We start from the raw sequence: 13,416 nt of genomic DNA on the forward strand, positions 1-13,416 counted from the left end.
TTCCGGTCGGTCGCAAGGTGTATAGAGTTGGAACAGCTTTGTGTGTGCAGCAGAAAAACAAGAGGCCACCCATGTCCGAATTACTCTGGCAACCCAGTGCCGAGCGCATCAGCAAGACCCGCATGGAAGCCTTCCGGCGCTTGATCAATCACCGTTACGACCTGGACATCGACGACTACCCCGCCCTGCACCAATGGAGCATCGAGCAGCGCGAAGCCTTCTGGCAGGCCATCGTCGACTTCTTCGACGTCGAGTTCCAGGCGCCCCCCAGCGCGGTGCTGATCGAGGGCAGCAGCATGCCCGCCGCCCAGTGGTTTCCCGACGCCACCCTGAACTTCGCCGAGCACCTGCTCAAGCGCCGTGACGACGGCGTCGCGGTGGTGGCGATCAACGAGAACGGCCAGCGCGAACAGCTGACCTGGAACCAACTGGCGGCCCACGTCGCCGGCCTGCAACAGAGCCTGCGGGCCGCCGGTGTCGGCCTCGGCGACCGGGTCGCCGCCTGCATGCCCAACACCTGGCAGACCCTGGTGGGCATGCTCGCCACCACCAGCCTCGGCGCCGTCTGGTCCAGCTCCTCGCCGGACTTCGGCACCCAGGGGGTGATCGACCGTTTCGGCCAGATCGAACCCAAGGTGCTGATCACCTGCGCCGGCTACCGCTACGCCGGCAAACAGATCGACCAGACGGCCAAGGTCAACGACATCCTCGAACGCCTGCCGTCCCTGCAACAACTCATTATCGTGCCGTACGCGCGGCCCGAAGCCCGCGTCGAAGACTTCCACACGCAAGCACAAGTCGCGCTGTGGGACGACTTCTACCGCCCCGGCGGCGAGCCAGCGTTCGTCGCCGTACCCTTTGCCCACCCGCTGTACATCCTCTATTCCAGCGGCACCACCGGCGTGCCCAAGTGCATCATCCACAGCACCGGTGGCGTGCTGTTGCAACACCTCAAGGAACACGGCCTGCACACCGACCTGCACCGCGATGAGGTGCTGTTCTACTACACCACCTGCGGCTGGATGATGTGGAACTGGCTGGTCTCCGCTCTGGCGGTAGGAGCCACGGTGCTGCTGTACGACGGCTCGCCGTTCCACCCGGCGCCCGAACACTTGATCGACCTGATCGACCAGGAAGGCATCAGTGTTTTCGGCACCAGCCCCAAGTACCTGGTGGCCCTGGAAAAGGCCGGCATCGAGCCGCGCAGCAGCCATTCCCTGGCCAGCCTCAAGACCCTGCTCAGCACCGGCTCGCCGCTGTCGCCGCAGAGCTTCGACTACGTGTACCGGGCGTTCAAACAGGACCTGTGCCTGGCCTCGATGTCTGGCGGCACCGATATCATTTCCTGCTTCATCATCGGCAACCCGCTGTTGCCGGTGCACCGCGGCGAAATGCAGGGCAAGGGCCTGGGCATGGCCGTGGAGGTGTGGAACGACCAGGGCCGGGCGGTGATCGGCGAAAAGGGCGAACTGGTCTGCACCCGGCATTTCCCGGCCATGCCCATCGGCCTGTGGCACGACCCGCGGCACGAGAAGCTGCGCGCCTCCTACTTCAGCCAGTTCCCCGGGGTCTGGGCCCAGGGCGACTACGCCGAACAACTGGCCCATGGCAGCTGGCTGATTCATGGCCGCTCGGACGCCGTGCTCAACCCCGGTGGCGTGCGCATCGGCACCGCGGAAATCTACCGCCAGGTGGAGAAACTCGAACAGGTCCTGGAAAGCCTGGCCATCGGCCAGCAATGGGACAACGACGTGCGGGTGGTGCTGTTCGTGCGCCTGCAGGACGGCGTGCAACTGGACGACGCCCTGCAGGAGCGGATCCGCCAGGTGATCCGCGCCAACACCACGCCCCGCCATGTGCCGGCGAAGATCCTCGCGGTCAGCGACATTCCACGGACCATCAGCGGCAAGATCGTCGAACTGGCGGTGCGCAACGTGGTGCACGGCCTGCCGGTGAAAAACACCGATGCCCTGGCCAACCCCGAGGCGCTGGAGCAGTTTCGCGATCGCCCGGAATTGCGCAGCTGAGCCTTGAGATCCCATCGCGGCCGGTCGACGTTCGATTGCCCGCGATGAGGCCGGACCTGCCCGCCACAAACTCCACCTCCCCCGCGAAACGGGCCATCCGCGAAAATCATTGTCCCTGTAGCCGCTGCCGCAGGCTGCGCCCGGCACCGCAGGGGCCGCAAAACCGGGCAACCCGGTCCACCTGCCGGATCGCGCAAACCGCCCTTGCGCCGGCTACGCCGTCGATCGCAGCCGGCGGCAGCGGCTACAATGCCGGCGTGATGCACGCTCAGGACAGCCCCGACATGAACGCCCCCACCTCCGGCAGCGAAGCCGAAACCCTGATTGCCCGGCTGGACTGGGCCGCCACGCCGCTGGGCGCGGTCGACCACTGGCCGCAGAGCCTGCGCACCGCGGTGGACATCGTGATCCACTCGCCGATGCCGATGCTGCTGTTGTGGGGCGCGCAGCTGACGCAGATCTACAACGACGGCTTCGCCCTGCTGGCCGGCCACAAGCACCCCGGCGCCTTCGGCCAGCCGGTCCACCTGACCTGGCCGGAACTCCAGGACTTCAGCGCGCCGATCTACCGCGCCGTGCTGCAAGGCCAGGTGCGCACCTTCAGCGAAAAACCCTTCACCCTGCAGCGCCACGGCCGTGAGTCGGAGGTCTGGCTGGACCTGACCTACAGCCCGATCCGCGACGAAAGCGGCGAAGTCGCCGGGATCCTGGTGACCAGCATCGAAACCAACGAGCGCCGACGCATCGCCCTGGAACTGGAGCAGCGCTCGGCGGCCAGCCTCAAGGCCCAGCACGAAACCGAAGAGCGCCTGCAACTGGCACTGGCGGCGACCGACGCGGTCGGCACCTGGGACTGGGACATCGGCGACGACCGCTTTATCGCCGACGCCCACTTCGCCCAACTGCACAGCATCGACCCGGCCCTGGCCGGGCAACTGCCCATCAGCGAATACCTCAAGGGCGTGCACCCGGAAGACCGCGGCATGGTGGCGCGCAGCATCAAGCACTGCATCACCCACGGCACCGAATATGCCGAGGAATACCGCCTGCAACAGGCCGACGGCCAGCTCCGCTGGGTCTTCGCCCGCGGGCGCTGCTACAAGGATCACCACGGCCGACCGGTGCGTTTCCTCGGCGCCGCCCTGGACCTGACCGACCGCAAGCAGATGGAACAGGCGCTACGCCAGAGCCAGACCGAGCTGCAACTGATCATCAACGCCATGCCGGTGCTGATCGGCTACGTCGACCACGAAGAGCGCTTTCGCCTGAACAACAGCGCCTACCTCGACTGGTACGGCCTGACCCCGCAGGAGCTGTACGGCCGGACCATCCGTGAGGTGATCGGCGACGCCCTCTACGCCACCCGCGCCGACAAGATCGCCGCCGCCCTGGCCGGCAAGCCCTGCAGCTTCGAAGCCAAGACGCCGCACCGCGACGGGCGCACGCGGCATGCGCTGATGAAGTACCTGCCACGCTACGGCGCCGACGGTGCGATCAATGGTTTCTACATCTTCGTGATCGACGAGACCGAGCGTAAACAGACCGAGGAAGCCCTGCGCCACCTCAACGAGACCCTGGAAGAACGGGTCGCCGAGCGCACCCAGGCACTGGCCGCCGCCAACCAGCGCCTGCAGAGCGAGATGTTCGAGCGCGAGCGCGCCGAAAACGCCCTGCGCCATGCGCAGAAGATGGAAGCCGTGGGCCAGCTCACCGGCGGTATCGCCCATGACTTCAACAACATGCTCACCGGCATCATCGGCAGCCTGGAGCTGATGCAGCGCTACATCGATGACAATCGCAGCGCCGAAATCGGTCGCTTCACCGAAGCCGCGATGTCCTCGGCCAAGCGCGCGGCCGCCCTCACCCATCGCCTGCTGGCGTTCTCCCGGCGCCAGTCGCTGGACCGCCGGCCACTGGAACCGAACCAGCTGGTGCGCTCGCTGCACGACCTGTTCAACCACACCAAGGGCGAGCATATCGAGCTGAAGATGAACCTGGGCGACAACGTCTGGTCGATCAACAGCGACGCCAGCCAGCTGGAAAACGCCCTGCTCAACCTGGTGATCAACGCCCGCGACGCCATGCCCGACGGCGGCGTGCTGACCATCGAGACCGCCAACAGCTACCTCAACGGCAGCGACTTAAGCACCCTGGAACCGGTCAAGGCCGGCGACTACGTGATGCTCGGCGTCAGCGACAACGGCGCCGGCATGACCCCGCGGGTGCTGGCCAAGGCCTTCGACCCGTTCTTCACCACCAAGCCCATCGGCCAGGGCACGGGCCTGGGGCTGTCGATGATCTACGGCTTCGCCCAGCAATCCGGCGGCCACCTGACCATCAGCAGCGAGCCGGGCCAGGGCACCTGCGTGCGCCTGTACCTGCCGCGCCTGCACAGCGGCGTCCAGGCCGACAGCCCGGCACCGGCCAGCGTCGAAGCGCCCTACGCGGTGGCCGGCGAATCGGTGATGCTGGTGGAAGACGACCCGGCGGTGCGCATGCTGGTGCTCAACGTACTGGGCGAGCTGGGCTACACCGCCTTCGAGGCCGAGGACGCCAAGAGCGCGCTGCCGTTGCTGGAGTCCGAGCGGCGCATCGACCTGCTGGTGACCGACGTCGGCCTGCCCGGTATGAACGGCCGGCAATTGGCGGAAATCGCCCGCCAGCGGCGGCCGCAGCTCAAGGTCCTGTTCATGACCGGCTACGCGGAAAAGGCCGCCGAGCGCCAGGGCTTTCTCGACGCCGGCATGGACCTGATCGCCAAGCCGTTTTCCATCGAGGCGCTGGCCCAGAAGGTTCGTCAGATGATCGGCCAGCAAGGCTGATTTCAGGCATAATCCGCGACCGCCGTCCGCACCGTGCCAAGGTAACCGCCCCATGAAAGCCCAAGCCCGCCATATCCTGGTGAAAACCGCCGAAGAGGCCGAACAGCTCAAGCAGCGCATCGCCAAGGGCGAAGCCTTCGACGTGCTGGCGAAGAAATACTCCACCTGCCCCTCCGGCAAACGCGGCGGCGACCTGGGTGAAGTGCGGCCGGGGCAGATGGTCGGGGCCATCGACCAGGTGATCTTCAAGAAGCCCCTGCGCACCGTGCACGGGCCGATCAAGAGCAAGTTCGGTTATCACCTGGTGCAGGTGTTTTTCCGCGACTGACAGCAGCGCTCACAACGCGTTCCTGTAGCCGCTGCCGAGCCCTGGCGAGGCTGCGATCGACGGCGCAGCCGGCGCAAGGACGGTATCGCCGATCTTTCAGGTGGACCGCGTCGCCAGGTTTTGCGGCCCCTGCGGTGCCGATCGCAGCCTCGCCAGGGCTCGGCAGCGGCTACAGGGGCTGCGTCAGGTTCTTGGGATCAGGGCACCCGGTACCTGGATCACCCGGCTTGCGAGGCGATGCCCGGCCTCGGCGGCCTGCTCCGGGCTCCCGCCCTTGAGGCGACACGCCAGGTACGCCGCGCTGAACGAATCCCCCGCCGCCGTGGTGTCCACCACCTTTTCCACCCGCTGCGCCGGCACCTCGAACGACTCGCCGCCACAGCGGATCAGGCACGCTTCGGCGCCCCGCTTGAGCACCACTTCCGGGGTATCCGGGTAAGCGGCGAACACCGCCGCACTGTCGCCATGAGCAAACAACGCCTGCTCGTCATCCACCGTCAGCAACGCCAGATCGACATAAACCAGCACTTCGCGGTAAGCCGCCCGCGCCTGCTCCACCGAAGCCCAGAGCCGTGGCCGGTAGTTATTGTCGAAAACGATCCGCGCCCCGCGCTTGCGTGCTTCAACCAAGGTCTCGATCAGCTTCCTGCGCCCCTGCTCACCCAGCACCGCCAGGGTGATGCCGCTGAAATACAGCACATCGTAGGCCGGCAGCGCCGCCAAAATCGGCTCGGCCGCGGGGGTGGTGAAACAGTCGCGCACCGCCGCTTCGTTGCGCCAGTAAAGAAAACGCCGCTCGCCCTGGGCGTCGGTCTGGATGCAGTACAGCCCGGGCAAGCGCCCCGGCAGGCGCTGGACCATGCCCAGGCCGATGCCTTCCTCGGCCCAGCGCTGGCACATGGCATCGCTGAAACTGTCGTCCCCCAGGGCAGTGACATAGTCGACCCGGGCGCCCTCGCCCAGTTCACGGGCCAGGTACACGGCAGTGTTCAAGGTGTCGCCGCCGAAGCTCTGTTGCAGGCTGCCGTCGGCGCGGTGTTGCAGTTCGATCATGCATTCGCCGATCAGGGCGATGCGTTTGGCAATGCTCATCGGTTGGTCTCTATGGGAGCTGTTGTCTGGGCGGGCCCTATCGCGAGCAAGCTCGCTCCTACAGGGACAGCGTTGCCCTTGCAGGAGCGAGCTTGCTCGCGATAGCCGCAACGCGGCGCTGCTCGCCTTAAAAGCAGGTCTCCATGCTCTCCAGCACATCCAGCCGCTCATCCACCAGCAACCCGGTGCGCCACTTATCGAAGGTCAGGCACGGGTGCGAAGTACCAAAGGCAATGATGTCCCCCACCCGCAACTCGACCCCCGGCGCCACCGTCATGAACGCATGCTGGTCCATCACCGCCGTGACCTTGCAGGCGCTGACATCATCGCCCTTGGCCGGCAGCACGCCCGGCTTGTAACGCAGCAGCGGCACCGGTAAGCCGGCGTCATAGGCCACGTCGCGCTTGCCCAGGGCGACCACCGCGAACCCCGGCTCCGGCAGGGACTGCACATGGGCCCAGACCTCCAGCGCCGGGCGCAGGCCTTCGTGCAGGTCGCTGCGCCGGTCGAGCACGCAGCACTGCGCCTCTTTATAGATGCCATGGTCATGCGCCACATAACTGCCGGGGCGCAGCACGCTGAGGAAACGCCCCTGGGCGTTCTGCGCCTCGAAGGACTCGGCGATCAGGTCATACCAGGCCGAACCCGAGGCGGTGATGATCGGCTGGTCGATGGCGAACAGCCCAGCGTCCTGCAACTGCACCGCCAGGCGCACCAGGGACGCGGCAAACTCACGGATGCCATTTACGGCATGGTCGCCATGGATCACCCCTTCGTAGCCTTCCATGCCGCACAGCGCCAAGGCCGGTTGCGCCTGGATCGCCTGCGCCAGCGCCAGCACTTGCTGCTCGCTGCGACAGCCACAACGGCCGCCGACCACGCCGTATTCGATCATCACGTTCAGGCGCACCCCGCGCGCGGCGAAGAACTGCCCGAGGTCGGCGACGTTGTCCGGGTGGTCGACCATGCAATAGAAGTCGAAGCCCGGGTCGGCCAGCAGCTCGGCGATCAACCCCATGTTCGGCGTGCCCACCAGCTGGTTGGCCATCAGCACCCGGCGCACGCCGTGGGCGTAGGCCGCGCGGGTCTGCACCGCGGTGGCCAGGGTGATGCCCCAGGCACCCGCCTCCAGCTGCCGGCGGAACAGCGCCGGGGTCATGCTGGTCTTGCCATGGGGCGCCAGCTCGGCGCCGCTGTCGCTGACGAACCGTTGCATCCAGCGGATGTTGTGCTCCAGCGCCGCGCGGTGCAGCACCAGGGCCGGCAGGCTGACATCGCGCACCAGGCTGACGCCGGGTTGGGCTGCGCCCTTTTCCACCGCGGCATTGATCAAGGCAGAAGACATATTCGAACTCCTTACAGTGCAGCCATTGGGCTGACGCTAGTCGTTGATGCGCCGGGCCAGGCGGTTTGCGCTGTCGATCAGCACCCGGCGGTAGTGGTCATAATGGTTTTGCGCATCGGCCCGTGGCGCGACGATGCACAGGGTGCAGATGCACACCCCGCGCTCGTCCCGCACCGGGGCGGCGAAGCAATGGGTAAAGGTGTCGGCCACGCTGTCGAAGGAAAAGAACCCCTCCTCCGTGGCCTGGCGGATTTCCTTCAAGAACGTCGCCACAGGCAGGTGCTCACCGTCGGGGAGCATGAAGTCGCGCTCGTCGATCAACTCGACGATCTGCTCATCGCTCAAATGCCCCAGCAGCAAGCGCCCTGAGGCGGTCCAGGGAATCGGCGCGTTCTCGCCGATATTCGAGGAAATGCGGAAATGCCGCTCGCCCTCCTTCATCAGCGCCACCGTGTATTTGCGCCCGTTGAGCAGGCACATCTGCGCGGTCTCGCGGGTCTGGCTGACGATCTCCTGCAAGGCCGAGTCGGCCTCGCGGGTCAGGTCGAAATGGCGCAGATGGGCCTGCCCCAGGAAGTACAGCTGACGGCCCAGGTACACATGCCCATCCTGGCCCACCGGCTCGAGAATCCGCCGCTCCAGCAAGGACGCCACCAGCTCGTACACCGTGGACTTGGGGCTGCCGACCCCCTTGGCGATATCGTGGGGCCGCAACGGCTGGCCGACCTCCTTGAGGAAATCGAGAATATCGAACGCCCGGTCCAGCCCCCTGGCCCGGCGCTTGATGCTGTCTTCGGTCATATCAGTGCCACTTCCTACAAATCACGAAATTCCCGGCGCGCCCAAAACCCCGGCATTGCCCCTATCCCTGTAGCCGCTGCCGAGCCATGGCGAGGCTGCGATCGACCGCAACGCGGGCGCAAGGATCTCAAAGTCGCCGCGTCCCCTTCGGGGCCGATCGCAGCCTCGCTGGGGCTCGGCAGCGGCTACAGGCGGCTACAAAAACGCCGTAAATCAGCCCTTCTTCTTGTACGCCACACAATCGATCTCAACCTTGCAATCCACCATCATGCTGGCCTGCACACAGGCCCGCGCCGGCGCATGCTCCGGCTTGAAGTACTCACCGAACACCTTGTTGAAACTCCAGAAATCCCGCGGATCCTCCAGCCACACCCCGACCCGCACCACGTCCTCCAGGCCGTACCCCGCCTCCTCCAGAATCGCCACCAGATTGCGCATCGTCTGATGCGTCTGCTCAACGATCCCGCCATGAATAATTTCGCCCTCCAGTGCCGGCACCTGGCCAGACACATACAACCAACCATCGGCCTCAACGGCACGAGCGAAAGGCCGGGGTTGACCACCACCGGCGGTGCTGCCGGTGCCGTAGCGAGTGATGCTCATGGGGTGTTCTCCTAAGTAAAGGGAAGGTTGAGCAGAATAAGCCGTTCCTAAAAAGGCGCTTCGTGTGATTTCAGGAGGCATTTATTCCGCTATAACGGACAAAAATATACAACAACGGAAAACTCACGAAGAGTGTGCCATGGGAAAGAGAGGGATAACAGAGGATAGGCAACACATCCGGAACCAAGGAGATAGAAAACAGGCCTGAAATAAATGCTGCTAACCCCCATTTACTCAGCCATTAATGACGGCTCGTGTAAGGCGTTTCTGTATCTGGTGTAAACATGCCCTCCAGGCTTGTTATCCCGCTATACGCCTCCTATATTCCGTTTCGTCGCTCCCAACGCTGCGACCGGATTTGGCCGTCCGAATCTCCATGAGCAAACCCTAAAATTCCTTCATGGAGCTTCATCGTTATGGATTACCAACCTTTCACCTCTTCCAACACCACCGACCACCCCGTCGCCTTCATCAACCCCCAAGCCCCCTTGCTTGACCTGCTGACCTACGCCGGCCTGCGCATCCGCGCCGCCCGCGACATGCTGGACAGCGTGTCCGGCATGACCGGCCGCAATGCCGACGACCTCGACCTGATGCGCTTCTCCAGCGTGGCAACCTTGTTGTTGCAGGACGGATGCGATGTGTTGCATGTGGCAGAGCAACGCGCAATGGAGCTGCCAGAACCTTAACCGAACCGCCTTGGCCTTTGCTCTTGCTGTGCTTTGGCTTTGGCCTTTGATCCACCCGCCCCATCGGCAGGCTTCGTTCCGGTGTTCATCAGGGGGATGGCGCGCAGCGCCCCTCGACGCAGTCGAGGACATCGTATGGAGGTCGAAGCGAAGCCGACCGGAGTCGATGCCCCCTGATGGACGCCGGAACGAGGGAACCCGAGCGCAGCGAGGGCCGTACGCAGGGGCAAGCGTTTTTTGGTTACTTTTTGCTGGGCCGGCATTCCGGCGTTTGAAAAAAAGTGACTCGCCGTCAGGGCGAAACCATAAGTGGCCGTGACCGCAGGAATGGATATGTACGCCGTCCAACATCACCAGCGACGCCAGCATCGCCATCGCGAGCAATCGAACGTCGACCGGCCGCTCCTACAGAAGCGGATCGCGGCCTGCAAAGCCAAATCGCGGATTCGGGTTGGCGGCCGCAGGCGCCCGATCGCAGCCTGCGGCAGCGGCTACAAAGGTCCGTGTTAACCCTGTGCTTGAACGTAACTGTTACCTATGTGGGTGAACTCCCCAAACCCAATATGGCCACTGAGGCCATCGCGATCAATCAAGCATCGACCGGTCGCCCCTACAGAAGAAGGCCCGCGAACGGACTCACGCATTATTGCAATCCCCGCAACAGCTCATTTCATATGATAGCTAGCTAACTATCTACACTTCTGATTACCCTTCCGACCTCCAGCCAAAAGCTGTCCGCAGGCCCTGGGCCAACCATTACAAGCCAACGGACAGCCTCGACGCCCCCCCGATGAGGTCACCCATGGAACCCGGCAGTTATCAACTGAGCATGAGCGTGCTCATGACCCCCGACAAAGCCAATTTCTCCGGCAACGTGCACGGCGGCGCCCTGCTCAAGCTGCTCGACGAGGTGGCCTTCGCCTGCGCCAAGCGCTACGCCGGGCGCTATGTGGTCACGCTGTCGGTGGATCAGGTGATCTTCAAGGAGCCGATCCATGTCGGCGAACTGGTGACCTTCCTGGCTTCGGTCAATTACACCGGGCGCACCTCGATGGAAGTCGGGGTCAAGGTGATGACCGAGAACATCCACGAGCGCACGGTGCGCCACACCAACAGCTGCTACTTCACCATGGTCGCCGTCGACCCCGACGGGCGCCCGCACCCGGTGCGCGCCTTCGTGCCGGAAACCGCCACCGAACAACGCCGCTACGCCCAGGGCCTGCTGCGCAAGCAGCAGCGCCAGGAGTTGCAGGAGCGTTATCGGCAGATCCGCAACTCGGACTGAGCCCGCCCTGCCCGCCTGAACCCATGTCTTGCGATTTACCCAAGGAAAGATCATGAAAATATCACTGCTCAGTCGCTACGCGACCCTGACCCTCTGCCTTGCCCTTACCTTGTCCGGCCTCTTGTATTGGCCCGCCAGCCTCTGGGGCCAGGGGCTGATCGTCCTGGCCGGGGTGCTCAGCCTCATCGGCCTCAACGACCTGCGGCAAAGCCACCATGCGGTGCGCCGCAACTACCCGATCATCGGCAATATCCGCTACCTGATCGAATCGATCCGCCCGGAAATCCGCCAGTACCTGCTCGAAGGCGACGACGAGAAACTGCCCTTCTCCCGCGCGCAACGCTCGATGGTCTACGCCCGCGCCAAGAACCAGTCCGCGGAAAAGGCCTTTGGCACCCTGGCCGATGTCTATCAGCCGGGCTTCGAATTCATCAGCCACTCCATGGTCCCGGGCGATGCCTGTGACCCCGGCCAGTTCCGCGTGGTGGTCGGCGGGCCGGACTGCCTGCAGCCCTACAGCGCCTCGGTGTTCAACATCTCGGCCATGAGCTTCGGCGCGCTGAGCGCCAACGCCATCCGCGCCCTGAACAAAGGCGCCAGGCTCGGCGGCTTCGCCCACGACACCGGGGAAGGCAGCATCAGCCCCTATCACCAGGAGTTCGCCGGCGACCTGATCTGGGAAATCGGCAGCGGCTACTTCGGTTGCCGCACCCTGGACGGCCGTTTCGATGCCCAGCGCTTCTCCGAGCAGGCCTGCCATCCACAGGTGAAGATGATCGAGATCAAGCTCAGCCAGGGCGCCAAGCCGGGCCATGGCGGCATCCTGCCCAAGCACAAGGTCACCGCCGAAATCGCCAAGACCCGTGGCGTGCCGATGGGCCATGACTGCGTGTCGCCGGCGCGGCATTCAGAGTTCGGCACGCCCATCCAGTTGCTGGAATTCATCGTCAAGCTGCGCAACCTGTCCGGTGGCAAGCCGGTGGGTTTCAAGTTCTGCGTGGGTCATCCCTGGGAGTTCATGGCCATCGTCAAGGCCATGCTCGAGACCGGTATCCAGCCGGACTTTATCGTGGTCGACGGCAAGGAAGGCGGCACCGGCGCCGCGCCCCGGGAGTTCACCGACAACATCGGCATGCCCATGCGCGAGGGCTTGCTGTTCGTGCATAACACCCTGGTCGGCGCCGGCCTGCGCTCGCAGATCAAGCTCGGCGCCAGCGGCAAGGTCATCAGCGCCTTCGACATCGCCAGCGTGCTGACCATCGGCGCCGACTGGGTCAACGCCGCGCGCGGTTTCATGTTCGCTATCGGCTGTATCCAGTCGCAAAGCTGCCACACTAACAAGTGCCCCACCGGCGTCGCCACCCAGGACCCGCTGCGCCAGAAAGCGCTGCAGGTCACGGACAAGGCCGAGCGGGTGCACAACTTCCATCGCAACACCCTGGTCGCCCTCGGCGAGATGCTCAGCGCCGCCGGCCTCGACCACCCGGCGCAGCTGCAAGCCAAGCACCTGGTACGGTGCATGACCACCACCGAGGTGCGGCTGTTCTCGCAGATCCACGTGTTCCTCGAACCGGGTGAGCTGCTGCAGCGGCCGATCAGCTCGGAGTTCTATGCGCGCATGTGGAACATGGCCCAGCCCCACAGCTTCGCGCCACTGGCTGTGGCGGCGCCGGCCAGGATCGAGCGGCTGACGCCGGCTTAGTTTTTTGCATGACGCGGTGGCCGTTCGCGCTGGATGACGGGTACAAGGTTCAGGGTTGAGGGAGCGGCGGTCGCCGGCGTCAGCGCGTTCCAGAAGTCAGATCGTGACGGGCGCAAGCGCCCGATCGCAGCCTGCGGCAGCGGCTACATTGCCAATAGTCTGGAATTCTTTTGACGGCTAACGCTTGCTGGCTTGCCGATAAACACTCCCCCGCTCTCGCTTGCCCACGGCAATGACCGTCACCACCAACACCTCATCCACCACCCGATACACCAGGCGGTAGCCCGCCGTGCGCAGTTTGATTTTGTAGGCATTGCCCAAACCGCTCAGGCGATCGGCCGGGACATGGGGGTTGACGAGTCGTTCCTGCAGCTTCTTCTTGAATTGCTCTTTCAGCGTGGGGCCCAGCTTTTGCCATTCCTTCCAGGCTTTCTCGGAGAACTCCAGCTCATAAGTCATCGAGCGAAACCTTGATGGTCGGATCATTCTCTCGCTCACGGCACAAGGCGAGCAGCTCCATATCTTCCAGACGCTCCATCATGGCTTCGTATTCCTTGGCCGGAACGCAGTAAAACGCCGGTTCGTTGCGATTGAGGATAGCCACGGAGGAACCGCCACCGGCCGCAACGGTGCCCATGGGGTTTTTCTTGAGCTCGGAAATGCTCGCGACGACGTTGGACAGAAGGACATGGGTCATGGAGTGCTCTCACGAGTGCTGTTAA

12 protein-coding genes are annotated in these 13,416 nt (G+C 64.4%); 6 read left to right on the plus strand and 6 right to left on the minus strand.

Annotated features, from left to right (window positions below; all coding sequences use genetic code 11):
• Positions 1-71: 71 nt before the first annotated feature.
• The 3 genes from IF690_RS17970 to IF690_RS17980 all read left to right on the plus strand — a co-directional run bounded on the left by IF690_RS17970 (position 72) and on the right by IF690_RS17980 (position 5,177).
• Complete coding sequence (locus IF690_RS17970; protein ID WP_202696760.1) at positions 72-2,027, plus strand: acetoacetate--CoA ligase; 1,956 nt, start codon at positions 72-74, stop codon at positions 2,025-2,027.
• Between the two features lie 284 nt (positions 2,028-2,311).
• Entirely contained in the window at positions 2,312-4,849 is a 2,538-nt protein-coding gene (locus IF690_RS17975) for a PAS domain-containing hybrid sensor histidine kinase/response regulator family protein (protein WP_202696761.1), read from the plus strand.
• 52 nt (positions 4,850-4,901) lie between these two features.
• Positions 4,902-5,177, plus strand: a complete 276-nt coding sequence (locus IF690_RS17980; RefSeq protein ID WP_011061856.1) for a peptidylprolyl isomerase — start codon at positions 4,902-4,904, stop codon at positions 5,175-5,177.
• A gap of 183 nt (positions 5,178-5,360) precedes the next feature.
• Here IF690_RS17980 and IF690_RS17985 read toward each other — a convergent pair whose 3' ends face one another.
• The 4 genes from IF690_RS17985 to IF690_RS18000 form a co-directional block, all read right to left on the minus strand.
• On the minus strand, positions 5,361-6,269 hold the full coding sequence (locus tag IF690_RS17985; protein WP_202696762.1) for a sugar kinase: 909 nt from the start codon (positions 6,267-6,269) through the stop codon (positions 5,361-5,363).
• 127 nt (positions 6,270-6,396) lie between these two features.
• On the minus strand, positions 6,397-7,614 hold the full coding sequence (locus tag IF690_RS17990) for an amino acid deaminase (protein WP_202696763.1): 1,218 nt from the start codon (positions 7,612-7,614) through the stop codon (positions 6,397-6,399).
• A 36-nt stretch (positions 7,615-7,650) separates the two neighbouring features.
• Positions 7,651-8,415 carry an IclR family transcriptional regulator gene (locus tag IF690_RS17995; RefSeq protein ID WP_202696764.1) on the minus strand — a complete coding sequence of 255 codons (765 nt, stop codon included), beginning with the start codon at positions 8,413-8,415 and terminating at the stop codon, positions 7,651-7,653.
• Positions 8,416-8,628: 213 nt separating this feature from the next.
• The gene (locus IF690_RS18000) at positions 8,629-9,018 is read right to left on the minus strand and encodes a RidA family protein (protein ID WP_202696765.1); all 390 of its coding nucleotides are present in this window, start codon (positions 9,016-9,018) and stop codon (positions 8,629-8,631) included.
• 416 nt (positions 9,019-9,434) lie between these two features.
• Here IF690_RS18000 and IF690_RS18005 point away from each other — a divergent pair, with 416 nt between their 5' ends.
• From IF690_RS18005 to IF690_RS18015, 3 genes are all read left to right on the plus strand, one after another.
• On the plus strand, positions 9,435-9,707 hold the full coding sequence (locus IF690_RS18005; protein WP_202696766.1) for a hypothetical protein: 273 nt from the start codon (positions 9,435-9,437) through the stop codon (positions 9,705-9,707).
• An 802-nt stretch (positions 9,708-10,509) separates the two neighbouring features.
• A complete protein-coding gene (locus IF690_RS18010) occupies positions 10,510-10,992 on the plus strand; it encodes an acyl-CoA thioesterase (protein ID WP_007930527.1) in 483 nt (160 codons plus the stop codon).
• A 52-nt stretch (positions 10,993-11,044) separates the two neighbouring features.
• Complete coding sequence (locus tag IF690_RS18015) at positions 11,045-12,694, plus strand: FMN-binding glutamate synthase family protein (RefSeq protein WP_202696767.1); 1,650 nt, start codon at positions 11,045-11,047, stop codon at positions 12,692-12,694.
• Between the two features lie 177 nt (positions 12,695-12,871).
• On the opposite strand, the gene IF690_RS18020 is transcribed toward IF690_RS18015, so the two are convergent.
• Together IF690_RS18020 and IF690_RS18025 are read right to left on the minus strand one after the other, a co-directional pair.
• The gene (locus IF690_RS18020) at positions 12,872-13,153 is read right to left on the minus strand and encodes a type II toxin-antitoxin system RelE family toxin (protein WP_202696768.1); all 282 of its coding nucleotides are present in this window, start codon (positions 13,151-13,153) and stop codon (positions 12,872-12,874) included.
• A complete protein-coding gene (locus IF690_RS18025) occupies positions 13,143-13,391 on the minus strand; it encodes a type II toxin-antitoxin system Phd/YefM family antitoxin (protein ID WP_009044432.1) in 249 nt (82 codons plus the stop codon). The genes IF690_RS18020 and IF690_RS18025 overlap by 11 nt, the downstream gene beginning before the upstream one ends.
• Between the last annotated feature and the right edge of the window lie 25 nt (positions 13,392-13,416).

It is taken from the genome of Pseudomonas sp. SK3(2021), from assembly GCF_016772375.1.
GTDB lineage: Bacteria > Pseudomonadota > Gammaproteobacteria > Pseudomonadales > Pseudomonadaceae > Aquipseudomonas > Aquipseudomonas chlororaphis_I.

What these genes read in the sequence shown, in the direction of transcription:
- IF690_RS18000 (WP_202696765.1), bottom strand. Translation starts at nt 9,018, where the DNA reads ATGAGCATCACTCGCTACGGCACCGGCAGCACCGCCGGTGGTGGTCAA.
- IF690_RS18020 (WP_202696768.1), bottom strand. Translation starts at nt 13,153, where the DNA reads ATGACTTATGAGCTGGAGTTCTCCGAGAAAGCCTGGAAGGAATGGCAA.
- IF690_RS18025 (WP_009044432.1), bottom strand. Translation starts at nt 13,391, where the DNA reads ATGACCCATGTCCTTCTGTCCAACGTCGTCGCGAGCATTTCCGAGCTC.
- IF690_RS18015 (WP_202696767.1), top strand. Translation starts at nt 11,045, where the DNA reads ATGAAAATATCACTGCTCAGTCGCTACGCGACCCTGACCCTCTGCCTT.
- IF690_RS17995 (WP_202696764.1), bottom strand. Translation starts at nt 8,415, where the DNA reads ATGACCGAAGACAGCATCAAGCGCCGGGCCAGGGGGCTGGACCGGGCG.
- IF690_RS18005 (WP_202696766.1), top strand. Translation starts at nt 9,435, where the DNA reads ATGGATTACCAACCTTTCACCTCTTCCAACACCACCGACCACCCCGTC.
- IF690_RS17975 (WP_202696761.1), top strand. Translation starts at nt 2,312, where the DNA reads ATGAACGCCCCCACCTCCGGCAGCGAAGCCGAAACCCTGATTGCCCGG.
- IF690_RS17990 (WP_202696763.1), bottom strand. Translation starts at nt 7,614, where the DNA reads ATGTCTTCTGCCTTGATCAATGCCGCGGTGGAAAAGGGCGCAGCCCAA.
- IF690_RS17970 (WP_202696760.1), top strand. Translation starts at nt 72, where the DNA reads ATGTCCGAATTACTCTGGCAACCCAGTGCCGAGCGCATCAGCAAGACC.
- IF690_RS17980 (WP_011061856.1), top strand. Translation starts at nt 4,902, where the DNA reads ATGAAAGCCCAAGCCCGCCATATCCTGGTGAAAACCGCCGAAGAGGCC.
- IF690_RS18010 (WP_007930527.1), top strand. Translation starts at nt 10,510, where the DNA reads ATGGAACCCGGCAGTTATCAACTGAGCATGAGCGTGCTCATGACCCCC.
- IF690_RS17985 (WP_202696762.1), bottom strand. Translation starts at nt 6,269, where the DNA reads ATGAGCATTGCCAAACGCATCGCCCTGATCGGCGAATGCATGATCGAA.